Origin of the sequence: Prochlorococcus marinus str. MIT 9313 (genome assembly GCF_000011485.1) — a bacterium.
Classification (GTDB): Bacteria; Cyanobacteriota; Cyanobacteriia; order PCC-6307; family Cyanobiaceae; genus Prochlorococcus; species Prochlorococcus marinus_D.
The window spans coordinates 673,720-695,678 of record NC_005071.1 but is presented as its reverse complement, the minus strand read 5'-3'; the positions used below and the strand labels follow the sequence as shown (position 1 = coordinate 695,678).

General features: G+C 46.5%; 23 protein-coding genes. 14 read left to right on the top strand and 9 right to left on the bottom strand.

The window, feature by feature from the left end; all coding sequences use genetic code 11:
• Positions 1–164: 164 nt before the first annotated feature.
• The 4 genes from AKG35_RS03360 (at position 165) to AKG35_RS03345 (ending at position 4,153) form a co-directional block, all read left to right on the top strand.
• Positions 165–977 (top strand): CsgG/HfaB family protein, encoded by an 813-nt coding sequence (locus AKG35_RS03360; protein ID WP_236069647.1) that lies wholly within the window; start codon positions 165–167, stop codon positions 975–977.
• 185 nt (positions 978–1,162) lie between these two features.
• Positions 1,163–3,217, top strand: a complete 2,055-nt coding sequence (gene dnaG, locus AKG35_RS03355) for a DNA primase (RefSeq protein WP_011130020.1) — start codon at positions 1,163–1,165, stop codon at positions 3,215–3,217.
• Between the two features lie 345 nt (positions 3,218–3,562).
• Positions 3,563–3,817 (top strand): hypothetical protein, encoded by a 255-nt coding sequence (locus AKG35_RS03350; protein WP_011130019.1) that lies wholly within the window; start codon positions 3,563–3,565, stop codon positions 3,815–3,817.
• A 39-nt stretch (positions 3,818–3,856) separates the two neighbouring features.
• Positions 3,857–4,153 (top strand): hypothetical protein, encoded by a 297-nt coding sequence (locus AKG35_RS03345; protein WP_011130018.1) that lies wholly within the window; start codon positions 3,857–3,859, stop codon positions 4,151–4,153.
• A 428-nt stretch (positions 4,154–4,581) separates the two neighbouring features.
• Here the strand turns inward: AKG35_RS03345 and AKG35_RS03340 are convergent, their stop codons facing one another.
• Positions 4,582–5,856 (bottom strand): Y-family DNA polymerase, encoded by a 1,275-nt coding sequence (locus AKG35_RS03340; protein ID WP_011130017.1) that lies wholly within the window; start codon positions 5,854–5,856, stop codon positions 4,582–4,584.
• Between the two features lie 64 nt (positions 5,857–5,920).
• Here AKG35_RS03340 and AKG35_RS12725 point away from each other — a divergent pair, with 64 nt between their 5' ends.
• Positions 5,921–6,094 carry a hypothetical protein gene (locus AKG35_RS12725; RefSeq protein WP_155724662.1) on the top strand — a complete coding sequence of 58 codons (174 nt, stop codon included), beginning with the start codon at positions 5,921–5,923 and terminating at the stop codon, positions 6,092–6,094.
• Positions 6,095–6,220: 126 nt separating this feature from the next.
• A complete protein-coding gene (locus tag AKG35_RS03335) occupies positions 6,221–6,859 on the top strand; it encodes a hypothetical protein (protein WP_011130015.1) in 639 nt (212 codons plus the stop codon).
• A 113-nt stretch (positions 6,860–6,972) separates the two neighbouring features.
• Here AKG35_RS03335 and AKG35_RS03330 read toward each other — a convergent pair whose 3' ends face one another.
• The 4 genes from AKG35_RS03330 to AKG35_RS03315 form a co-directional block, all read right to left on the bottom strand.
• On the bottom strand, positions 6,973–7,449 hold the full coding sequence (locus tag AKG35_RS03330; protein ID WP_041384955.1) for a LexA family protein: 477 nt from the start codon (positions 7,447–7,449) through the stop codon (positions 6,973–6,975).
• 181 nt (positions 7,450–7,630) lie between these two features.
• Positions 7,631–7,969, bottom strand: a complete 339-nt coding sequence (locus tag AKG35_RS03325) for a cupin domain-containing protein (protein WP_236069646.1) — start codon at positions 7,967–7,969, stop codon at positions 7,631–7,633.
• Positions 7,970–8,315: 346 nt separating this feature from the next.
• Positions 8,316–8,576 carry a 2TM domain-containing protein gene (locus tag AKG35_RS03320; RefSeq protein WP_011130012.1) on the bottom strand — a complete coding sequence of 87 codons (261 nt, stop codon included), beginning with the start codon at positions 8,574–8,576 and terminating at the stop codon, positions 8,316–8,318.
• A 358-nt stretch (positions 8,577–8,934) separates the two neighbouring features.
• On the bottom strand, positions 8,935–9,387 hold the full coding sequence (locus AKG35_RS03315) for a 23S rRNA (pseudouridine(1915)-N(3))-methyltransferase RlmH (protein ID WP_052646167.1): 453 nt from the start codon (positions 9,385–9,387) through the stop codon (positions 8,935–8,937).
• Between the two features lie 1,135 nt (positions 9,388–10,522).
• On the opposite strand from AKG35_RS03315, the gene AKG35_RS03305 reads away from it, so the two are divergent.
• Positions 10,523–11,323 carry a hypothetical protein gene (locus tag AKG35_RS03305; protein WP_011130009.1) on the top strand — a complete coding sequence of 267 codons (801 nt, stop codon included), beginning with the start codon at positions 10,523–10,525 and terminating at the stop codon, positions 11,321–11,323.
• 543 nt (positions 11,324–11,866) lie between these two features.
• On the opposite strand, the gene AKG35_RS03300 is transcribed toward AKG35_RS03305, so the two are convergent.
• Positions 11,867–12,241 carry a DoxX family protein gene (locus tag AKG35_RS03300; RefSeq protein ID WP_011130008.1) on the bottom strand — a complete coding sequence of 125 codons (375 nt, stop codon included), beginning with the start codon at positions 12,239–12,241 and terminating at the stop codon, positions 11,867–11,869.
• Between the two features lie 532 nt (positions 12,242–12,773).
• Between AKG35_RS03300 and AKG35_RS03295 the strand changes: the two genes are divergently transcribed.
• Positions 12,774–13,127 (top strand): rhodanese-like domain-containing protein, encoded by a 354-nt coding sequence (locus tag AKG35_RS03295; protein WP_041384953.1) that lies wholly within the window; start codon positions 12,774–12,776, stop codon positions 13,125–13,127.
• Between the two features lie 1,207 nt (positions 13,128–14,334).
• Here AKG35_RS03295 and AKG35_RS03290 read toward each other — a convergent pair.
• From AKG35_RS03290 to AKG35_RS03280, 3 genes are all read right to left on the bottom strand, one after another.
• Positions 14,335–14,766 (bottom strand): hypothetical protein, encoded by a 432-nt coding sequence (locus AKG35_RS03290; RefSeq protein ID WP_011130006.1) that lies wholly within the window; start codon positions 14,764–14,766, stop codon positions 14,335–14,337.
• Between the two features lie 22 nt (positions 14,767–14,788).
• Positions 14,789–15,265 carry a pentapeptide repeat-containing protein gene (locus AKG35_RS03285; protein ID WP_011130005.1) on the bottom strand — a complete coding sequence of 159 codons (477 nt, stop codon included), beginning with the start codon at positions 15,263–15,265 and terminating at the stop codon, positions 14,789–14,791.
• 231 nt (positions 15,266–15,496) lie between these two features.
• Positions 15,497–16,429, bottom strand: a complete 933-nt coding sequence (locus AKG35_RS03280) for a DMT family transporter (protein WP_011130004.1) — start codon at positions 16,427–16,429, stop codon at positions 15,497–15,499.
• Between the two features lie 640 nt (positions 16,430–17,069).
• Between AKG35_RS03280 and AKG35_RS03275 the strand changes: the two genes are divergently transcribed.
• The 6 genes from AKG35_RS03275 to AKG35_RS03245 all read left to right on the top strand — a co-directional run bounded on the left by AKG35_RS03275 (position 17,070) and on the right by AKG35_RS03245 (position 21,917).
• Positions 17,070–17,450, top strand: a complete 381-nt coding sequence (locus AKG35_RS03275; RefSeq protein WP_011130003.1) for a YraN family protein — start codon at positions 17,070–17,072, stop codon at positions 17,448–17,450.
• 251 nt (positions 17,451–17,701) lie between these two features.
• Positions 17,702–19,057 (top strand): NADP-specific glutamate dehydrogenase, encoded by a 1,356-nt coding sequence (gene gdhA / locus AKG35_RS03270; RefSeq protein ID WP_011130002.1) that lies wholly within the window; start codon positions 17,702–17,704, stop codon positions 19,055–19,057.
• A gap of 146 nt (positions 19,058–19,203) precedes the next feature.
• Positions 19,204–19,458, top strand: coding sequence for a hypothetical protein (locus AKG35_RS03265; RefSeq protein WP_157859799.1), 255 nt, complete (start codon positions 19,204–19,206; stop codon positions 19,456–19,458).
• 310 nt (positions 19,459–19,768) lie between these two features.
• Positions 19,769–20,611, top strand: coding sequence for a 16S rRNA (adenine(1518)-N(6)/adenine(1519)-N(6))-dimethyltransferase RsmA (gene rsmA / locus AKG35_RS03255; protein ID WP_011130000.1), 843 nt, complete (start codon positions 19,769–19,771; stop codon positions 20,609–20,611).
• Positions 20,608–21,567, top strand: a complete 960-nt coding sequence (ispE, locus tag AKG35_RS03250) for a 4-(cytidine 5'-diphospho)-2-C-methyl-D-erythritol kinase (RefSeq protein ID WP_011129999.1) — start codon at positions 20,608–20,610, stop codon at positions 21,565–21,567. Before rsmA ends, ispE begins: the two co-directional genes overlap by 4 nt.
• Positions 21,564–21,917 carry a DUF3082 domain-containing protein gene (locus tag AKG35_RS03245; protein ID WP_011129998.1) on the top strand — a complete coding sequence of 118 codons (354 nt, stop codon included), beginning with the start codon at positions 21,564–21,566 and terminating at the stop codon, positions 21,915–21,917. Before ispE ends, AKG35_RS03245 begins: the two co-directional genes overlap by 4 nt.
• Positions 21,918–21,959 lie beyond the last annotated feature (42 nt).

Genomic DNA, 21,959 nt, shown 5'->3' with positions numbered 1-21,959 from the left:
TCCCTGAAAGCCATTGCAGCAAGGAAAGACCAGCAACAGGATTGAGATCGCCATGACGTTCCAAATTGGTGATGGCAAGTCGCGTTGCTTTACGAGAATCAACCCACTCTCCTAATTCTTTTTAAATTGCCCGACTGTAGAAATCTCTAATGGATTCAAAAGCCTTGAAACTCTCCTCCTTTGGTGTTGCAGCAGCAGTGGCTTCGTTTGTGTTTGTTCCAGTAACCGCCTGGGCTGGCCCAACGGTTTCTGTACCTGACTTTAAAAACCAGGTGGGCAGGTTGTCTTGGTGGAGCCCGCGTGTGAGCCGTCAGCTCGCGGATGCTCTTTCCAATGAACTAGCCCTTGCTGGTGGACTAACAGTCGTGGAACGGCAGAATCTCAAGGCCGTCCTCTCTGAGCAAGAGCTTGCCGAGTTGGGGATTGTGCGAAACGACGGAAACGCCGCACGTAGCCGTCAAATGCGTGGCGCCCAATATTTGATTATGGGGCGTGTGAGTGGCTACGAGGATGGGGTTGAAACAAAGCAATCTGGAAGTGGGATGCGCTTTATGGGTTTTGGAGGCTCGAAGACTGTTTCGGAATCCAAGGCTTATGTTTCCATCGACCTACGGGTGGTGGATTCCTCCACTGGAGAGGTTGTCGGTGCGCGAACAGTAGAGGGGCGTGCGACCAGCACAGCTAAGCAGAAAGGCTCCGGCGGATCTTTGGCTCCCTTGGCTGGGCTTGTAGGAGGTGCAACCGGAGCAAGAGGGGCAGGGGCCTATGGCCTTGCGGCTGCAGGCACTTTTAGTTATGAAGAATCATCCAGTGAAAGTAATCGCACTCCCGCAGCAAAAGCCATTCGCGCAGCTCTCATTGATGGTGCTGATTATGTGAATTGCCTATTGGTGATTCGTGATGGCTGTTTGGCGTCTTATCAGCAGCAGGAATCAATTCGACGCTCTAATACACGTGATGTGCTCCAACTCGATTGATCTCGATCAAAGTTTTGTCGTTTTGCGGCAGGGCTGATTACGGCGTTTGCGCTGCCAATACAGAGAGGACGATTTTGAAGAGGTTTTGAGTTCTTATTGATCTCGGCCTTGCTTGTCGTATCGATTGATTTTGCTGATCATGTTCTCTTCTCGACCTCTCACGGCGCAACCAGCAAAATAAGGTCATGCCCGTCCCCCGTCTTCACCCGCGCACGATCGAGGCCGTCAAGGAGCGTGCCGACATTGTTGATGTCGTTGGCGAACATGTGGTTCTAAAGAAAAAGGGCCGTGAATTCGTAGGGATCTGTCCGTTCCATGACGACAGCAAACCATCGATGACGGTCTCGCCAGCGAAGCAGTTTTATTACTGCTTCTCTTGTGGAGCTGGTGGAAACTCGATCAAGTTCCTGATGGAGTTTCAGCGCCAGAGTTTTGGTGATGTGGTGCTGGAGCTTGCTCGCAAGTATCAACTACCTGTTGAGACGGTCGAGGGGCCCCAGCAGGAACGACTACGTCAGCAGCTCTCTCGTCGAGACAAGCTTCATCGTGCGCTTGCATTGGCGGCCGGTTGGTTTCGTGGCCAGCTGCGTACGCCAGTTGGTGCAAGTGCGCTGAATTACCTCACTGAGAAGCGGGGCCTTAGTGAAGTCACCTTGGAATCCTTCGAGCTTGGCTATGCCCCTGAGCAATGGGATGGTTTACTCAAGCACCTCCAGCAGGTGGAAGGTTTGTCTGCTGAATTACTGGAAGCCGCCGGGCTTGTTGTGGCGCGCAAGGGGGGAGGAGGTTTTTACGATCGCTTTCGTCATCGTGTGATGGTGCCGATCCACGACCGCCAGGGAAGGGTGATTGGTTTCGGTGGACGCAGTCTTGATGGCTCAGAGCCGAAGTACCTCAACTCTCCTGAGACAGACGTGTTCGAGAAAGGCAAGCATTTGTTTGGACTGGATCGAGCGGCGAATGCCATCCGTAAGGATGACCGGGCTGTGGTAGTCGAAGGATATTTCGATGTCATTGCATTGCATGCTGCAGGTGTCACCAATTCAGTGGCCTCCTTAGGCACTGCTTTGAGTAGTCAGCAGATCACCCAGATCTGCCGTTGCAGCGAAGGGAAGCGGATCGTGCTTAATTTTGATGCTGATGGAGCCGGTGTTCGTGCTGCGAACCGAGCCATTGGCGAAGTTGAGCAACTGGCTTTGCAAGGCCAGTTGGAATTACGAGTGCTTCATTTGCCTTCTGGCAAAGACCCCGATGAATTTCTCAAAGATCATGGTGCTGGCGATTACAGGGCTCTATTAGATCAGTCACCTCTTTGGCTTGATTGGCAGATTCAACAGGTGTTGGAGGGCCGTGATTTAAGTCAAGCGGATCAGTTTCAGCAAGCAGTGAGTGGCCTGGTTGCATTGCTCGGCAAGTTGCCCCAGTCGGCCGTACGGACCCACTACCTGCAACAGGTTGCCGAACGCTTGAGCGGTGGGCAGGGCCGGTTGGCCTTGCAGTTGGAGGAAGACCTGCGCCAACAAGTGAAAGGGCAGCGCTGGCATGGCCGCTCAAGTCGCCATGAGCAACCTGGCGAGGCCAGTCAACGGGAGCGCAGCGAAGCGGAAATACTGAGGTTATATCTCCATTGCTCAAATCATCGGGCTGCCATTCGCAGGGAGTTACGACAGCGAGAGCTGGAGGATTTTGCCTTACAACATCACCGTTTGCTTTGGGCGGCGATCACTGATTTGGAGGAAACCAATCTTGGTGCAGGACGTTTAGAGGCGATCAGTCGCGGAACTGACTCTGGTCATGATTTGGAGGATATTGAGTTGCCACGGCTGCTTACCGATCAATTGCTCCTGGAGAACAGTGCTCTAGTCGCTCGTCTTACCCCGTTATTAGAGCCTGGCGAGGTTCATTTGGCGGCTATGGCTAAGCCACTGCTTCAGCTCCGGGGCACAGCAGCGGCTCTAGAACGCCAGAAATCCCTCAAGCGTTGTCGTCATCTTCTTGAGGCCTGGGGTGGTCAGCGTCTTGAAACTCTTGAGCGTTGTATTGCTGCTTTGATTCAAGAAGAGCGACAGCAACCTACTGAATCAGTCGATATGGAAAAGCGTATCGAAGCAATGTTTGAGGAGCTCAACAGCGATGCGTTGCGTTTCCAGGAGCTTTATTACAGCGAGCGCAAGCATATTGGTCACTTAGATCAGCAGCGGTGTGGTGGGTTCTCAGGCCAGGATGTCATTCCGGCTTAGGTCATCAGTCTGTGGATGCGCTTCACAAGCCAATCGGCGATATCAAAGAACTTGTTGTCTTGATTGACCATCACGATTCCTGCTTGCATCTTCTCGCTGATCTTTTCTAGCTTTTGAATGCACCGCTCAGCGAGGCTTTACCATCTACGTTTCAGTCCATTAGCAACAGCTGCGCAGGTCAACGAATCCTTTGTAGGGCTGTCAGATAAGGCGTCAAGTTGTGGAGCTTAAAGATGAAACTCACTTGTCATTCTAAGCAGATGGTTGTCTCTACGGAGGTGTACTGAGGCCTTTTAACTGCAGCATGGCTCTTTAAACTGATGATCTCTTCTTAAATTTGATGGCATGAGCTTCTACGAAGCGATTTGGCACGGTGAGGGCATTGGTGATGGAGGTGATTTAGAGGAGTCTCTCCAGGCTTATATCGTGGTAAAACCTGAAGATGGCGACTGGACAGAAGCCTGTGCGAAGGACGGGGCGAATCCTCATGTGGATCACTACTCTTCCTTCGACGCTTATCTTGATAATGCCGATGCAATCGAGACGATTCCGGTAACCCCGGCGATGATTGCAGGAGCTGTACAACAACTTTCCTCATGATCGCTGTTTTAATCCAAAGGTTGCTGCGATTAGCCTCTGATGAGTGACGTCCCTATTGCCTTTGCTGGTTGCACGCCGGTGAATCATCTCTGGCCTCAGCTTGTTGAACGGCTGGGAATGGATAAATCAAAACGCGCAGTGCGCCAGGCGCTTGATTTGCAGGGCATGCAAGGTCATGCTGCAACTTTGCCGGTGCTTTTGGTTGAAACTTGTGGGGTCGCCTTGGCTAGTACTGAACTGCTGCGTCATCAGACCGGCCTCGCTTGCCATGGTGAGCGCATGGTATTGCTGTTGAATCGTCGCGAAGAGGAGGTGCAGCTTCTGCAGCAATTTTAAAATGCCTGCACCCCCTAATGATCAAATAAAAAAACCTCTCTTCTTCATTGTATATCTGTAGATCAGTTACTCTGCCTTGAGATTATTTTAATGGCGTTCAGTCACCTTTGCAGACTTTGCGGTAAATCTGTTGAGATTACTGAAGCATTTGCCAAGAGTATTCAGCGAACGGGAGGGTCTTCAATAATTTGCTCTACTTGCCTGGCTCATGAAACCACGCACTTGTTGCCTTCTAGGCCATCAGCCAGGCTCTCATTTGTTCGCCTAATAACCAAGACTTTTTTCATAGTAACTTTTCTATTTATCCTCACTTCTTTCTTCTCTGCTTGGCGCATTCTTTATGGATTGGAGATGTGGATGGAACCGAGCAAATCAAATCCAGCCCAATCCACTAACTAATGAGATCTGTTGACATTCAATTCTAAATTTCAGGCCAGCACCAACGGCACGTCATTGAGGCGAGTTGTGGCCGCGCGGCTGAGTTGATGACGACGCATGCTCCATCCTGGCTGCATGCCACAAACAGCCCAACTCACGGTTCCGCTGCCGTAACGGTGATTAAGTCGGTCGACGGTGTTCATTAGTCGATCGCTACGATGCTGCTCATCGGCATGAACTGCTACCAACAGGTGTTGTTGCAGATGGTCTGCGCTCTGTAGGTTTTGCATCAGCACCCCGGCTTTGTTTAAGCGGCGATGGGGCCGGTAGATTCGCTCGACTAGTGGCAAGGCTGCTGCTAGCAAGATTGCAGTGTCGTTGCTTGGCAAATCCAGTTGAATGGTAGCGGCTTGGCTGTAAAACGATGGTGCAAATGGGCTGGTACGTGTGAATACGGTGAGGATCCCGGCCCGTTGCTGTTGTCGTCGCAGTTTTTCACTGGCGCGCACCACGTAGGTTGCGATTGCCTGGCGTAATTCCTCTAGGTTGGCGATTGGTCGGCTAAAACTGCGGCTAACGCAGGTTTCCTGTTTTGATGTTGGGGCTAGGGCTAGAGGAAGGCAGGCATAACCTTGTAATTCTCGTTGTAGGCGTATGCCTACAACGCCGCAGCGGGCATGAAGTTGGCTACGTGGCATATCGCGCAATTGCCGGGCATTGGTTACGCCTCTAAGTCGGCACCAATGGGCCAACTTGCGACCGATCCCCCATACATTTTCGATAGCGACGCTCTCAAGCCATGTATCTGGATCACTAGCGGTGAGTAGGTTGAACACTCCAGCGTGAGCCGGTATGGCCTTGGCCAGGTGGTTGGCGAGTTTGGCCTGACCTTTACTGGCGCCAAGTCCGATTGCTATCGGTAGGCCCAGGTTGCGATGCACCAGGGCCCGTAGTTGACGGGCCCAGGGCTTTAGGTTGTCATCAGAGGGACCATTGATGTAAGCAAAGGCTTCATCAATCGAGTAAATCTCCAGCTCCTCACAATGGGCTTCCAGCAAGCTCATCAGTCGTTGGCTCATATCGCCGTAGAGGGCGTAGTTGGAGCTGCGCACGACAACGCCAAGTCGGTCCAATTTGTGACGGACCTTGAAATAGGGCGTGCCCATGCTGATTCCGAGAGCACGCGCTTCGGAGCTGCGAGCAACAATGCAGCCATCGTTGTTGGAGAGCACGACCAGAGGACGACCGATCAGCGAGGCGTCAAGGCTTTGCTCACAGGAGGCATAGAAATTGTTGCCGTCGATCAGGGCTGTGACCCGAGACATGGCACTGAAGAGAAGCGAGCGAAACTATGCCCTATCCTAGTACAAAGATACTAGTGCCTGTTTGATGGCGAGAACGTGCTTTGCTGTGACAGCCAGTCGCAATGGTTGTCGTCAATGTGGCGAGGAGAATGTCAATGCAGACTGGCGGCCAATCATTACTTTGATTGGTTGTTTGGCTGCATTGGTCTTGCTTGGCTGCATCAAGGTTTCCAACCTCAAGCCTGTCGTTGTGACCTAGAAACCTTTTGCGATAGAGGATGCTGGCTCAATGGCCGGCTAGGCGTAGCTGAATCCCTAACAATGTCTACAAAAAGTCGTCTATGACGTCTTAGCTGAACCTGGCCACATAGGTTGATTCCATGTTATGAGCAACCGCATCGGTCGGGTCTTTTGTAAAACCAACAAGACCAAAGGATTTGCAATGGCACCAACTCTAAGCAAGCATCAGAAAGATATTATTCAGAGAGTCAACAAGGAAACCTTCTCTGAATGGCTATCAAGAGGAGATAGGCAAGAGATCAGAGAGTTGATGGAAGAGGTCTGGATCGAATGGCTTTGCAAGGAAGATGATCAGTTCCGCGAACGTTACTATGAGCTTCAATCACAGGGTGATTGCGAATGGCTCAATATCAGAGAAGAAATCATAGCTGTGCATGGCCATGTTGAGTCTCCAGAAGGAGCCTCAGAGCTTCAGCAAAAAGCGATTAAAGCCAATGGTATTAAACACTTACATGATTGGTTTGCATTTGTAGATGAATGTGTTCACGAGTATCTGGAAGATCTTGGCTGGGCAAGGGGGCCGGAGGAGAAATCCCTGAATTACTCCCACACCTCTGTTTCTGCTTGGGTTTCCGATCAAGAGGCAAATGAACAACAAGAAAGGCGTCAATGGCTTGGTCAGTTGACCGACACGTTATGGGATTTCAAAGGCTCCTCTCATTGTTATTGGTCTGATCGCATCCTTGCCTTACGCGATCTGGGTGAACAAAAGTCAGCCATTTGATCCACCAAACTTGCCTATCTCTATATACGATTTAAAGGCAATATCTTTAAAGGTGAGCAACAACACTATTGCTATGCCGGGCAGCCTTATTCATCGTCTTGCCTATTTTGAGCCTATTCATGTAGGCGTTGTGTTGAGTGGGATATTTGCTGCGCAGGGTTGAGGCTATGAATGGAATGCACTGCCACACCCCAGATTTGCACGTCACCGAAGCAGGCCAGATCCAGCGGTGGGTAATTGGAATGGGCGGCCTCTAGACGCAGTACACCACGGTGGCGGACAAGTTGTTTGAGTGTGAAGGCACCATCAAGAATCGCCACCACGATGTGACCGGGGCGTGCATCTAGGCTGCGGTCGACAACCAAGAGGTCGCCATTGTGGATGCCAACACCTGTCATTGAGTGGCCGCTAACACGCAGGAAGAAGGTGCTAGCCGGATGACGAATCAACTGTTCGTTGAGGTCGATACCGATCTCGATATAGTCCTCAGCAGGGGAGGGGAAGCCTGCCGCCACGTGCTCACTCGCTAATGGCAGGATCTGCTGCTTCCGCTCGGAGCGCAAATGAAGAAGAGGCTCGCTGAACTCCATCGCGACATCGGACGTCAACCCGATAGTACACCCGTTCCAGCAGGGTGATTTTCTGATTTGGCTTGATAGGGGTGTGTCCCCAGGCGGTAGCAACCTCTTTACAGGATCGCTCGTGCCTGATCGAGCTGCTCTGTAGAACCTGCCAGCATTTAAGTTTTAAGCGCTGCCTAGGGAACCTTTCTCAAAGGGCTTTCGTTTTCACCTGAACAGTCCTCGGAAGATGCTTGCTGCCTGCATAAAAAACGAGAACAACAGTGTCTTTTGGACCAAGACTTTTTCCGGTATGAACTGTATTCACTGTCTCAATCAGCGCAGCTCCCTGATTGAAAAGGCGTGTCGTTCCATCTTGAAGAGTTAGCTGAAGCGTGCCTTGAAGGATTACTCCTGCACTGATGACTGGGTGGGTATGCAATGGCAGGGTGACTCCGGCTGGAATCGTGATACGCAGAACTGTGATTTCAGCGTTGCTGGTTGGGTAATCGGGAAGAAAGTTTCCATCCCATTGCTTAGTGCTTTGCACAAGTGTTTCAATCTTAGTACCAAGATCCTTGCCATACTTAGCATTATCATGTGCATTTAAGGACTTTGATGAAATGGTCGAAACCACAATAATTGCCAGTGGTGCAAGCAATAGTCTTTGCATGATCAATTAAAAAAGTGTAGACGCAAGAAGATTAGGGACTTAGCGTCATAGGCTACATCAATGAAACACATTTGACAGTCATTAGCTGGTCAGAGAAAGATTTAGACCGCAGAAGCATTTAGGTCTTGATATTCCTCAGATCATAACTCACTTATCATTCTGTGTATTCACTTAACTGAAACCAATTGAAAAAGATAGGTGTATAAAATAGTATTGATTTAAATCAACTGCGGCGCATCTCTGCCTCAATCTCTTCTGTGCTGAAGTCTCTCTCTGGATGAGCAAGCTTCCAAGACTGAACAGAAAGAGAAATGCCCCATCCAAAAATAGGCCAAATGGGCCAGAAGTAGCCCATGCCAGTTACCAACCAAATCACAATCAGAGCAAGGTTAACAGTGAAATAGGTTTGAGCCTGTCTCTTCAGTACCCTTTTCTTCCTGAGTTGTGATAATGCTTTTCTGCGCAAAATTTCGTCATCAGGCATATCGAAAGACCTCTATTGATCATTTAGTGGACAATGACCAGCTTAAAGTCAACTGTAAGCTTGGTCAGCTTAAAGTAAATATTAGTGACATGAACTTGAACAGCATCCTATTTTGAGGTTCTAATATTAGTTCGTTAACTAAGAATTAACAGACGCCGAGGCTGGCAACTGATAAAGATTGGAAGGATGGTTGGATTTCATTCTGGAGAGAGTGTTGTGGCATATATTGCTGAAGCAATCTGACATTTGAGCATCATCATTATCTTAAACTGATTTCCTTTTCAGTGTGCTCAAGAGTTATCGCATTAATCGAATGCAGCTGTTTTATCAGTGATCGCAATTCAGATCTGCAGAATCGTTAGCTCCTGTGGTATTTACCTCCTTGCGTGATGGTCTGTGCTCGGTAGAGCTGCTCCACAAGCAACAAGCGAGCAAGTTCATGAGGAAGCGTCATCGCAGACAAACTGAGCTGCCATTGGGTTGAGTTTTTCAGCTCTGCTGATAGGCCATCAGCGCCACCAATCACAAAGGCAAGACGTTGAGAGCCATATTTTTCAAGGCGTTTAGCAAAGGACACTGAAGTCAGCGCTTCCCCTTCTTCGCTAAGAGGAACCAGCACTTCGTTGCTATTGAGTGCGGCCCTGATCGCTTCCGCTTCTCGCGGCATAGATGCATCACGAACCTCTGTGATAATCAAGCCTGGTAGGCGTTTTTGATACATCGCTAGGCCGTCTTGGATCCAGCCTTTGCGTACCTTGCCAACGGCGATGATTCTAAACGCACAGTTTCTCAAGAACCGTTGCAGCAACATCACTCTCCATGATGCTCGGTTATAAGCACTGTTCAACAGATCCCCAGAAGAGAATGTTACTTGAAGTGCTTCAGGCGCTATCCCGCAGAGCGAAGCAGCGCATAGAAGGCCGTCAATGGCGCGATCGATTAGGACCAGTCAGAACAGCATATAATGGTTTGCTAAAAGGTCGATATCGTCTACGGGGAGAAGGGTGAGAAAGCTCTGGGTGCAGTGGCAGGAGCTGTATGCGAAGGAGTGGTCACAATGGTTAGCTTGGCCTTTATTTGCACTTGGGATCTGGGTGATGCTCGCCGGAGGCAGCAGTGGCTGGTTTTTGCCTGGTTTTTTAATCTGGTGGGTCGCTTGTGATCACACAGTCCCTCCCTGGAGGAAATGGCGAAAGAAACAACTGGCAAAGAAGGAAAGGAAGTAGACAGCCACATCAAGCGCTCTCCATTCGCAAGCGGAGTATTCCCTGGAGTTAGAGATCGATGAGCTAGGTCACACTTTCATTTGAACGAGATCACCTCCAGAGCGAGTGATCAGCGAGAAGCTAAATGCATCGAAGGCAAACAACCTTCTCAACCAGAGTAAAACAATGTCCATGGAACGCCACGATCAAGAACTAAGCCTTGATCAACTGAAAGCCATCTGTGCAGGCATTATTCTTAATAATTATATTGGCTTAGATATGGATCTACGTGTAGACAGATGCAATATGGGAAGGCCTTCGTGGCATAAGTTGACCAGCACATGGAAGCATCCTCGGTACAATATTCAAGGCAAAGTACATGGGCGATATGAAGAGTGGACGGCAATTAATATGAATTAGCGATTGGTTATTGAGATGATTAAAAAGGATTCATCTTAAGCAAATAAAAAACTAAAGGGAGTAGAGTTCAAAGCAAGTAGCGAGTAAATCCAATTAGATTTAAAAATAAAAGGAGCCAATCCTTAGCAACANTAATTGAATAGATTCATGAAGAATTGATGCACCAATACAGTTGTAAAATACAGACATTTGGGCATAAACGCCTGATATCAATTAAGCTCAACAGACAATTGGATAAAAATTAACATGAATGATTCAACTGTCTCTAAACTAATTATTCTTATTTTAGCTTGATAAGAGTAATATTGATGTCGATAGGCGATGAACTGGTTAGAATCAGCATCGACCAAATTAATTGCCTGCATAAAGATAAAAAAGCTAATGGTAATAGAAGTATTTACAAGCAAGGCCATTCACATAGTTCTCAAACATTTTCTCAACTTCAGTGGTAGAAGCTGTAATCTATTGTCAAGCCAAAAGGCACCTATGACAGCAAGCATCATGAAGCAAGAAGACTTCCTGTTTGACCACTTCAGACTTAGTCAACAACAATTAATCTCTTATAAGATTTTCTGGGTTGATCGTTGGTTAAATTACTGTTGGGATGATGTGCTGGGAAGGATCGGTGGACTTGACCTTCCTTCGATTGGCAGAGCCTATAAATCTCCCCCTCCAGCACAACTACTTCTGTTGTCGAATGGCCAGAAAATAGAACTTTTTGACCGAAATAAAGACTACCTCTTGAGATCTATTCTTGAGGATAGCAGAGGAGATGTTGGCGCTAGTGATTTCAATAGGCAGTGGCTTTCTGAAAACTCTAATAATAAGGAATTGGAAGCGATTGCAAAGCAATGGCATGCTTTTCTAAAAGAAGAGTGTAATGACGTGACAGAAGCACAAGAAAATGAGGGTATCAGACTAATCACATCCTCATTACCTTTAACAGTAAGAAATTTAGAATTTGCCAAGCAAGAAAAAGAACAACACTGGGATTGGGAAATAAGCAACGGAATGATCATGCTTACTTGTAGCGAAGATCATTTTAACAACACAATCAAGCCTTATTTAGATAGTGGTCAGGCAGACTACCTGGATTCTAATTCAGGTCCTGTACTAGGTTGATTCGACTGATCTGGCAAGCAAAACCAACAGCATTAGTATTTATCATTATATCAAGTCAATAAAAAAGCAGGGATCAAAACCAGGAAGCGTTACTGAAAGTCTAAAAGAGTGGTTAAAAGTGAAGATCATCATGCCAAAATAAGGAATGGGTCAACAAAGAAAGGTTTGGCATATGGGTTCAATATGTAGTCGTACCATTAAAAAAGCCTTTTGAATAATTAAAACTGATCTCGTTTGCCAAATTAGACGGGAATAAGAATAAAATTAATATTAAGAGATTCATGTTTATAGTGCCTAAACTTGCCGTGATAGAGTTGATCATCAGGCAGAATAAGACAACTTTAAATTAAAAATTAAATGTTTGAGACTTTTAAGGATAGAGGTGCTAATAAGGCAGGCTGATGTTGTCGTTAAAGCTATTGGATAGTTGCTATTCAGCAAAGCTATATAAGCTTTTATTTAACCTGACCAGACAAAAGAGAGTTATTATTATGAATAATAGATGAAAACAAAAAAGCTATACTTTAATGTTTATCAGCAAAATTATCTTTCGATGAATTTTGGTCTAGTCAAGGCTAGAGTAAGGCCACCAGTCAAACCAAGATTCATAAATAATGCTTTAGGCTGAAAGGGGAATGCATGGAAGATGACTGTCGTAGGCACAAGAAAAATAAGTAATAGTGATGCTCCAAGTTTTTGACTCTTGCCAAATAGAAGAAGTACTGAGCCAACAATAAGGCAGGCAATTGCTGCCAACAACAAGAAGGGTGCTAATGATTCAGGGATCCCTTGCCCTGAGATTGCTTCAACTACTGATGAGAACTTGGTAATCTTTGACGGAACTGCGACAACAAAAACAGCGGATAAACAAAGCCTGCCGATGAAATCAACTAACTTCCATACATGTGGTTGAGGCATTGGTCTGATTGGTTCTTTGCTAATTATCTACGAATGATGTTGTACTGGCCCAATTGGTGTGGATTCCTTACAAAAAGGCATTCATGAAAGCAATCCTGATGGATTGAGAGCTATCTGCAATGAACATGAGCGAGTTCAAGACTAGACGCGTCTACTGATTTGATCATTCAACGCGTTTGGTCATCAGAGACAGCTAAAGGCTTGGATGAAGCACACACTAGATCCAATCTCTGCAATTACAATGGTCTGATAGCAGCCAGAGCAGTGGAAGGAGTACTCTTCAGCAAAAGATGAACAACCTACAGGCTGCTAAGAGGCACAGTAATGTCATGAATATGATCTTCTTAGACTTGACTGTGAGACACTGATATAATTCCCTCTAAGGGTTGGCCATGGTCTCAGTGGTAAACCTTGGTAAGGCAGATTAATAGTGATTGCATTACATCAAACTGCAATACAGGATCATCCGTACCAATGGCGATCAAAGTGGAACGAGATGAACGAAACTCACATCGAAGCCAATCATTTAACAATGAATCAGCCCACTCCAACCCCTATTTCTGCAAAGGATCTGCATCGCTGGTTGAGCGACTCCTCCTCTCTACCAATCTGTGTGGATGTGAGAGAAGACCAGGAGCTTGAGTTAGCCCCATTCCCAGCCGATGTACTGCATTTACCGCTGAGTCGATCTTCTGATTGGATGGAAACTCTGCCTCAACTATTACCAAACGACCGTCCTGTCGTCGTGATTTGCCATGCTGGCATACGCAGTTGGAACTTCGGGACCTGGCTTTTAGAGCAGGAGATTAGTTATCAGGTCTGGAATCTAGAAGGCGGAATCGACGCGTGGAGCATCAATGTCGACTCAAGCGTGCCCCGCTATTAAGCAAGGGTTCAAAACAAATGCAAAGCTCCAGATTGATATAGAACTACGCTGACATTTATTCTAACGGAGGAATTAACTAAAGAATTGTCAGCTTACTCGATCTGTACAGAGGTTGAACAGTTAAAAAAACAGATCTGATCTCTATCTATGCTAAGAATAGCCATGCAAAAAGACGAAATATTATAATAGCTAATCTAGAAAGATGGGCAGTCATCAATTGCAAATGTTGGCAGGTGAAGACCATCTCATATTGACAATCAGGATGGAAAAACCATTTTTGAGCTCAAAGAGAAGTCTAATTTGCGGGTGAAGCGGTTGATTGAACAAGATTTGGGATACAAAAAGGATCCGACCTATTCATAAAAACTTAACCAGAAGAGACTGAAAGGATTATATCTAAATGAAGAGCCTTAGAAAACGATAGGCTGAATCATTCTTGGCATGTCTGCACAAGAAATTATTGATTTATCACACAAAAAATTTGTCATTAGTGATTCAAAGAAAATCTACCTGCCCTCTATAATCTTTATAGGCTAAGATCATAGTTTTAGGAACTTAGTCATCAACATCATGCAGCGACATTATTATTAGTGAATGGGCTTTCAAATCGATCTATTGCATTGTCTGCTTGCCTAGCATTAACAGCAACGGCAAAAGGTGACCGCCTTTCAGATTGGCATCTCCACAGGCAAGTGTTATTGCTTTGACGATGGAAGCAGCTGAAAGACTTAAAGAAACTAGAATGAGTCTTGATTCCAATTCTTAATCAGACTGTCGAAAAACTCCCTTTGGCCTGTAGTGAGTTCAAATTGTTTCTTTACGGGGGTTGCTAGGGACATCCGCATTGATGGAATTACTGTTACCGCTAAAACTGCAGCAAGAAAGACACGAAACAATCCAGTGGAAACGAAAACAATCAAACCAGTCTTTGACTTCATCGGTTAGGGTTCAAATGAAAAGAGGTAAAAGAAAATCTCAAAGCAAAGGTTCTGGAGTTAACAATTTAGATCTAAACCCTTTTCTGCTCTAGATCAACCCTTCAGATGAAGGGTTCTATCGTTGAATGTTGCCTTCTCTCGTTAATGAGACTTTTACCTAAGCCCTCTTTGAAGATGCCCTTTGCATCGATCATTGTCTTAAGAAAAGATATGCAGGCTAAGCACTTTCTTCACGGGACTTGATCAAGCCGGATTGAGTTCTAAGACGATCAAATCTCGTCTTCGTCTTCGTCTTCGAGAAGCAGCTGCCCGAAAGCAACATAAAGACTCTCCTCTGTGCTGCCAGGCGTCAGCGGGGGTGTCTTGGCAACGGTCGTTTTACCTTTTCTGGCGGAGGAGGATCTGTCGAAGGGGTTCATTTCGCCTTGTTGTTGGCGGACTCCTTCAGCCGACTCCTGAGTCTGTCGTTTGGCTTCGGCGGCCTTAAGGCGGGCCATCAAGTGAGGAGGAACTGTGCCATCAGGGCTCACCTGCATCAATTCCTGGAAGAGGGCCTGGGGATCGTCTTCGGTTTCGATGCGATGACGACGTTTGCTTGCTCGAGGCTCTGCTGTACTTGAAGCAACTGGTGTTGGCAAGGGCCGGGGTAACTGGCGACCCAGTTCACGTAGACGTTCAAGACTGCGGGGATCAAAACTCATCGGAGTGGTTGGCGTGGAGTATTTAGCTGCAGCCCAGGGTGTCTGCCGTATTGCGACCTGTGATCGGGTTGGTTCCCTCCGCCACCTCACAAAGCGTTGTGAGAGCATCGCCTCGCAGGGGCACATTGGTGAAGTCGGCACCTGTAATGGTCACGTTTTTGAAGCGGGTGTTGAAGGCGAAGGCGTCCTCAAGCACTGCATTGGTGAGATCAGTTCCATCAAATATGGCGGAATCAAGGGTGGAGTCTCGCAAGTTGGTGTTGCTGAGGTTGGCATCGTGAAGCTTGGCTCCAAAAAGGGTGGATCCTTCTAGATCACTCCCAGATAGATTGGCCTCTCGCAGGTTGGCAAGATTAAATGTGTCACCTCGCAGATCTTGGTTCGAGAAATCTGCATTGACCAACACCTGTTGGGAATGATTCATGATTGCCCAACTGGGTTGCAATGGCAATAGAAGTAGAAGGGCAGCAGCAGAAAAGCCAAGTAGTCGGGCGAACATTGGGTTAGGGGTTAAATAGTTAAACCATAGGTCCATAGGTAGAGGAATGATGGCTCTTGAGAAAGAAGTTTGCTGAGCTACGCATCCGCATCCCCATAAAAGCTTCTACGAGTGCTATCAACATTTACCCATGAATCATCCAAGTAGATAATTTATCAGGTTAATCGAATAAAATAAATCCTATAGCCAATACAAGAAAATAAAAGACTGTTTAAGGATTTACTATTGAGATTATTGCCTACCTACTAATTTACGAGTTGGCTTCCACTCACTCGCAAAGACTGCAAGCGCTAGAATCAACAGAGAAGCATAGGCACTTGCTGAAAGCTTATTCTGCAGGAAAACAACACCTAGAAAAACTCCTACTAAAGGAACTAGATAGTTAACGAAGCCGGCAAATGTAGCTCCAGCAAGACCAACAAGACGAACATACAACACATAAACCAGACCTCCAGCAAAAGCACCCTGAGCAACCATTGCTAGTACCACATTACTCTCTATAGGGTGATGTGTTAAAGGTTGGCCAAGCAAAAGCAGTAAAGCTCCTAACTCGATGGCACCACAAAGAAGTATATCTCTTGCTATTTTTATCGGAGTACCCATCTCTGGCAGGGTTCTAATCAATACAAGACTAATGGAAAAGCTCAGCGCAGCGGTTAAAATTGCTGCACTTCCAAGTAGGCTGTTGCCTTGTTGAGACTGGCTAACCTGAGGCCATAACAACACAACAACACCTGCAAAACCAAGGGCAATACCAATAAACTTTCCTCTCGTAACTGGCTCACTGCGAACAAAAAGAACAACTAAAATAAGAGTAAAGATTGCTACGAGTGACATCAGGATCGCGGCAATAGCACTGTTGACATGTTGCTGACCCCAGGCAACAAGGAAGAAAGGAAGAGTTGCTTCAAAGAAGCCAATCATAATGATTTGACGCCAATAACTTATCTTTGAAACCGGATTATCATGAGCTTCAGGCAAGATCAACAAGAATCCACTCAGTGTTAAGAAGCCAATCGTCGCTCTAAGCCATGAAACTGCTTGAGGAGTAAAGACTTCTAGAGCAAGATCATTAAGTAAGAACTGAGATCCCCAGATTAGAGCAATTAAGATGAGAAGTACATATCGAAATCGAGATCCCTGGATTTGATTTGTCTGTCCCATCGAATTTCTCTCTATCTATTTTATCATTCTACTGCCATAAGAAGCATCCCAGTTCATGTGCTTAAGGCTTCTTAGCTCAATCACTTGAGCATGATCAATAGGGTCATCTGCAAACCATTTCCTTATTAGCCAAAGCTGTAATAACAACAAGCATAAGAATACCATTATTCAACTTATCTTATTTACAAATTTAGCATTGAGGTTCATTCATGCTGCGTTGCATTAGGACTTTACTCTGCACTGTTGCCAGCAAAATCCCTCAATCTCTTCAATTTAGAAATCCCCAAGTGGAGATAACTCTTCAAAAACATATCGTTCAATCAATTCACTGAAAAATATTTTTTTCAAATAGTCTCAAAGATGCAATTCTATCAAACAAGGCAATCACCCGGCGAATCATAAAGTGTATTGAATAGATTTTAAATGCAGCACAATATAAACCTTGTCAGCAATGAAAAATCACTGGTCTTGCCTGTCATATTGAGTTTAGCTTTAAAGCAATGAATCTACCGATCACTTTAATAAGCAATAATTGGGGCATCATTCTCTTGAACTTTTCGCGTTGAATTCATACGTGCTGCTTTGTGTATTGGTACAGCATCGATGCATGGGTGGAATTCTCATGTGAATGCAGCAGCAAATGATGGATTCAACCGGGATGGGGTGTTGGGGCGAAGAGCGGGTGTTACGCCTCCTACAAAAACGCGGATGGCAGTTGGTGAGCCAACGTTGGTCATGTCGCTATGGCGAGTTAGATCTTGTAGTTGAGAAGCAGCAACGGGTGCTGGTTGTGGAAGTGAAGTCTCGTCGTTCTCGTGGATTAGATCATTGGGGATTGTGTGCCTTTAACAAAGGAAAGCAGCTGCGATTGATGCGTGCGATTGGATGTTGGCTGGCAACTCATCCTTACTTCGCTGAACACAGCTTGGAGTTGGTGATGGCTTTGGTGCCCTTACCGCCGAGTCAAAACACACTCGATTGGATTCGAATTGACGACCTTGACATTGATGCTGCTGATTAAAGCAACTGTATTCTTCATCTCTTGAAGACAGATTGCTGACAGTTCCTTAAATTCCTCAACTGTTTGCTATGCGGATAAAATGCATCATAAAACTGGATCAGGCTGTTGTCTGTTTATTGCCAAGTTTTTCATGATTCCTGAGAATGCATTGGTCATACTTTTAAGCTGATCTGGATAATATTCTGTATTAAAGTCACTTTAGGCGCTTGCCATGAAATCATACTAAATGACTTCTTGAGAAAGGACAGCTGATGTCTGATGCTACTAGCCATGAGATAGATCATTTCATGAAAGGTCTGATGAAGAGAAATCCTGGAGAGCCTGAGTTTCATCAAGCCGTCCATGAAGTTGTTGAAACTCTAATACCTTTTATTCTTTCCAACCGTGTTTACAAAGATGCACAGATTCTGGAGCGGATGACGGAACCTGACCGCGTCGTTATCTTCAGAGTCTGCTGGGAAGATGATTCAGGCAATATCCGCACAAATCGAGCATGGCGTGTACAGTTTAATAATTCCATTGGCCCTTATAAAGGTGGAATACGTTTCCATCCCAATGTCACCTTGAGTGTCCTGAAATTTTTAGGTTTTGAACAGACCTTTAAAAACAGTCTTACTGGTCTGCCGATGGGTGGAGGGAAGGGTGGATCTAACTTTAATCCTAAAGGTAAAAGTGACCGGGAGATAATGCGATTTTGTCAATCTCTGATGATTGAACTTCATAGACATATTGGTGAAGACACAGATGTACCTGCAGGTGATATCGGAGTCGGTTCTCGTGAAATTAGTTATATGTTCGGTCAGTACAAGCGCCTTGAAAATCGGTTTAGTGGAATCTTGACTGGCAAGGGGCTGTCATTCGGTGGAAGTCTTGTTCGTACTGAAGCGACGGGTTACGGATGTGCTTATTTCTGTGAAAATATGCTCAATCATATAGAGGACTCTCTCGTTGACAAAATATGTTCCATCTCCGGTTCTGGAAACGTAGCCCTCTACGCAGTTGAAAAGGCCATTGAACTAGGAGCCAAAGTTGTTACTCTTTCTGACTCAGATGGTTTTGTACACGTCCCAAACGGCATTAATCTCGAGATGCTTGCGTTTATCAAAGAGCTAAAGACTGTTCGCCGTGGGCGAATCCATGAATTTGCTAATCACTACAAAGGCGTAGATTTTTACGCAGGAAAGCGTCCATGGAATGTTCCCTGTGATATTGCCTTCCCTTGTGCTACTCAAAATGAGATTAACCGTGCAGATTCACAGGAACTGATCAACAATGGTGTCAAAGCAGTTGTTGAAGGTGCGAACATGCCAACCAATCTTGACGGCATTCATGAATTTCGTCATGCAAAAGTAATACTTGCTCCTGCCAAGGCTGCAAATGCTGGGGGTGTCGCAGTCTCTGGCCTTGAGCAGAGTCAGAATGCATTGCGTCTATCTTGGAGTCGTGAAGAGGTCGATCAACGCTTAAAGTCAATTATGTTGGAAATTCACTCCAAATGTGTTCAGCATAGTCATAAATACGAAGACTACACTGATTACATTACAGGAGCCAATATTGCAGGATTTACGAAAGTTGCTGATGCAATGCTGGCTTATGGAATTGTTTGATTTTATATCAGTGAATACATATGATTATGTTCGGCTGAGATCGAATCAAAAGGGACAAGCAAAGTTTCATGATTTTTACACTCTGTGTATCGGGTTGATGATGATAGAACTTTAATAATCTCTCTTTTTCATTGTGCCTGCATAGATTGCAAAAAACCAATAAAAATACAGATTTCCTTGAAGTCGTTATTAGATTTGACCGTCAATATCGAAACACACTCGATTGGATTCAAATTGACGACCTTGACATTGATGCTGCTAATAAAAGCAACTCAATGGATCAACAGGGTTGTGTTGATTTTTTTAGCTTGAATCAGAATTGGACGGTAAAACCAGCAGAAGCTCTCCAATCGATGTTTCGGTTGGATGAATCCCAGATTTCAACGCCACCCCGTGCATAGACCTTGAATCATGTGGAGCCAATGTTGTTAGTGGTGTAATCGAGCCCGAATTCCAAAAGCACTCCATTTTGATTGTCTTGGTGGGATGAGCAGGAAAGGGTGTTGTCGGTCTATAGATGAAGCCAATTGTTTGAGCTGAGTTGTTTTGATGCCAATCAAGAATCCATGCAGTGCGCAGACTTGGAACAATCAGGGATCTATCGCCGCTTTTGATTGGAACAGCGAGTTTGACTCCGAGTTTTGTCTGCAGCTTTTTTTGATCTTCAATCAATTGCGTCGCCCTCTATACAGATTGGTGCAAAGTTGAGGGATGGCCTTTTCCGGACATCACGCTCGCAAGCGCTTTGCTCAACACTGGCTAATCGATGCCGCTGTGTTGACTCAGATTCTCGATGCAGCTGATGTTCAACCAGATGATCGTCTGCTGGAGGTAGGTCCTGGTCGTGGAGCACTCACTGAAAGGTTGCTGGCCTCTTCTGCCTCTGCTGTTCATGCTGTTGAACTTGATCGCGATCTGGTCTCTGGGTTGAAGCAGCGTTTTGCGGATCAAGCCCGCTTCAGCTTGCAAGAAGGTGATGTGTTGTCTGTTCCATTGACTCTTGCTGATGGCCGTGCTGCGACCAAAGTGGTGGCCAATATTCCCTATAACATCACCGGTCCTCTGCTTGAGCGTCTTCTCGGTCGCTTGGATCGACCTGTTGATCATCCCTATCAACGCCTTGTGCTTCTTTTGCAAAAGGAAGTCGCTCAACGGATTCGTGCCTTGCCCGGGCAGAGCTGTTTTAGTGCTCTAAGCGTGCGCCTGCAGTTGCTCGCTCGTTGCACAACTGTTTGCCCAGTGCCGCCGCGCTCTTTTAAACCGCCGCCGAAAGTTCATTCTGAGGTCATCTTGATTGAACCTCTTGCTCCTGAACAGCGCCTTGAGCCACTGCTCGCCAAACGTGTTGAGTCTTTGCTGCGTCAGGCTTTTTTGGCCAGGCGCAAGATGCTGCGCAACACTCTTGCCAAGGTTCTTCCTGCTGCTGAACTGAATGCTCTTGCTGATGATCTTGGCATCAGCCTTCAGCAACGCCCCCAAGAACTGTCCCCTGCCACTTGGGTGGAATTGGCGAGGGGTTTGAATCGGGCGGATCTAGTAGACCCTGAGCCATGAGCATATCTAACCCTTCAGCTGCTTCAGAGCATCTGGTTAGCGTCTCGGCGCCAGCCAAGATCAATCTCCATCTTGAGGTGCTTGGCCTGAGGTCTGATGGTTTTCATGAGCTAGCGATGGTGATGCAGAGCATCGAACTCGCTGATCAACTTCATTTCCGCAATACGGCTGATGGCAGCATCAGCCTTCGCTGCGATGATTCCAGCCTCAGCACTGCTGGCGACAATTTGATCGTGCGAGCTGCGCATTTATTACGCGAGCGCTCAGGGTTCTCTGACCTTGGTGCCGCGATTGAATTGCAAAAACGCATCCCAATTGGAGCTGGTCTTGCGGGCGGCTCAAGTGATGGTGCAGCAACACTGGTGGGGTTAAACGGTCTCTGGAATCTCAATTTTTCTCAGGGTCAACTTGAAGGTTTTGCGGCTGAGCTTGGCTCCGACATGCCCTTTTGCCTGGCAGGTGGAAGCCAATTGTGTTTCGGCCGTGGGGAAAGGTTGGAATCGCTACAAGCGATGAAAGCATCAATGGCCGTGGTGTTGGTGAAGGATCCATCAGTGAGCGTTTCAACCCCCTGGGCTTATGGACGCTGTAAGGAACTTTTCAGTAGTCGTTATCTTTCAAAGGAATCTGATTTTGAGCAACGTCGTCAGCAGCTCAGAGAATCTTCTTGGCTGAATCCTTTACGGGCTGATGATCCGCCACCTCTGCGCAACGACCTTCAGGAGGTTGTTGCACCCGAAGTTTCGGCTGTGCAAACCACATTGAAGTTGCTCACTGATTTGCCTGGTTCTCTTGCAGTATCGATGAGTGGATCTGGTCCAAGCTGTTTTGCCCTTTTTGCTGACGTTGCTTCAGCTCAGGCTGCACTTCAGCTCCAACAGCCTGCCTTCGCCGCAGCTGGTTTAAGCAGTTGGTGCTGCGCGTTCCGCTGTGAAGGCATCAAACTGGAAGCATGAGCGATTCCAAAAACAGCTCTTTCGAGAAGGCAGATGCAGAGTCATCCAACACCTTGGCAGAGACGCCTGCGACACCACGTAAGGGCCCGCTCAGTTTTCTTTCTGGGGCGATCACCAGTGGACTTTTTGCCTGGCTTTGCCTGATTTTGAGCCAGAAGACAGTGACTTATTTCGCTCTTCATTCGCCTAATTACAGCTCTGCGATTGCCCAAAGCATTGCTTCGGGGTTTAAAACCCTGATCATCGGCATGTGTTTTCTAGCCACATTCAGCTTTGCCTTCATTGGTTTTGGACTAACCCTTGTGTTTATTCGCAGTTTGTTTGCTGGCAAGGAGCCAGATGCTGCCTAGCTTTTGTGGGTTGACAGCCTGATTGCCGATTCAGGACTTCTA

Coding starts and splice junctions, on each gene's coding strand:
- AKG35_RS03320 (WP_011130012.1), bottom strand. CDS start 8,576: ATGCCTGATGACGAAATTTTGCGCAGAAAAGCATTATCACAACTCAGG.
- AKG35_RS03315 (WP_052646167.1), bottom strand. CDS start 9,387: ATGTTGCTGCAACGGTTCTTGAGAAACTGTGCGTTTAGAATCATCGCC.
- AKG35_RS03245 (WP_011129998.1), top strand. CDS start 21,564: ATGAGCGATTCCAAAAACAGCTCTTTCGAGAAGGCAGATGCAGAGTCA.
- AKG35_RS03280 (WP_011130004.1), bottom strand. CDS start 16,429: ATGGGACAGACAAATCAAATCCAGGGATCTCGATTTCGATATGTACTT.
- AKG35_RS03300 (WP_011130008.1), bottom strand. CDS start 12,241: ATGCCTCAACCACATGTATGGAAGTTAGTTGATTTCATCGGCAGGCTT.
- AKG35_RS03295 (WP_041384953.1), top strand. CDS start 12,774: ATGAATCAGCCCACTCCAACCCCTATTTCTGCAAAGGATCTGCATCGC.
- AKG35_RS03290 (WP_011130006.1), bottom strand. CDS start 14,766: ATGAGTTTTGATCCCCGCAGTCTTGAACGTCTACGTGAACTGGGTCGC.
- AKG35_RS03345 (WP_011130018.1), top strand. CDS start 3,857: ATGAGTGACGTCCCTATTGCCTTTGCTGGTTGCACGCCGGTGAATCAT.
- AKG35_RS03275 (WP_011130003.1), top strand. CDS start 17,070: ATGATGGATTCAACCGGGATGGGGTGTTGGGGCGAAGAGCGGGTGTTA.
- AKG35_RS03305 (WP_011130009.1), top strand. CDS start 10,523: ATGAACTGGTTAGAATCAGCATCGACCAAATTAATTGCCTGCATAAAG.
- AKG35_RS03350 (WP_011130019.1), top strand. CDS start 3,563: ATGAGCTTCTACGAAGCGATTTGGCACGGTGAGGGCATTGGTGATGGA.
- AKG35_RS12725 (WP_155724662.1), top strand. CDS start 5,921: ATGGCGAGAACGTGCTTTGCTGTGACAGCCAGTCGCAATGGTTGTCGT.
- AKG35_RS03340 (WP_011130017.1), bottom strand. CDS start 5,856: ATGTCTCGGGTCACAGCCCTGATCGACGGCAACAATTTCTATGCCTCC.
- gdhA (WP_011130002.1), top strand. CDS start 17,702: ATGTCTGATGCTACTAGCCATGAGATAGATCATTTCATGAAAGGTCTG.
- AKG35_RS03335 (WP_011130015.1), top strand. CDS start 6,221: ATGAGCAACCGCATCGGTCGGGTCTTTTGTAAAACCAACAAGACCAAA.
- rsmA (WP_011130000.1), top strand. CDS start 19,769: ATGGCCTTTTCCGGACATCACGCTCGCAAGCGCTTTGCTCAACACTGG.
- ispE (WP_011129999.1), top strand. CDS start 20,608: ATGAGCATATCTAACCCTTCAGCTGCTTCAGAGCATCTGGTTAGCGTC.
- AKG35_RS03285 (WP_011130005.1), bottom strand. CDS start 15,265: ATGTTCGCCCGACTACTTGGCTTTTCTGCTGCTGCCCTTCTACTTCTA.
- AKG35_RS03330 (WP_041384955.1), bottom strand. CDS start 7,449: ATGGAGTTCAGCGAGCCTCTTCTTCATTTGCGCTCCGAGCGGAAGCAG.
- dnaG (WP_011130020.1), top strand. CDS start 1,163: ATGCCCGTCCCCCGTCTTCACCCGCGCACGATCGAGGCCGTCAAGGAG.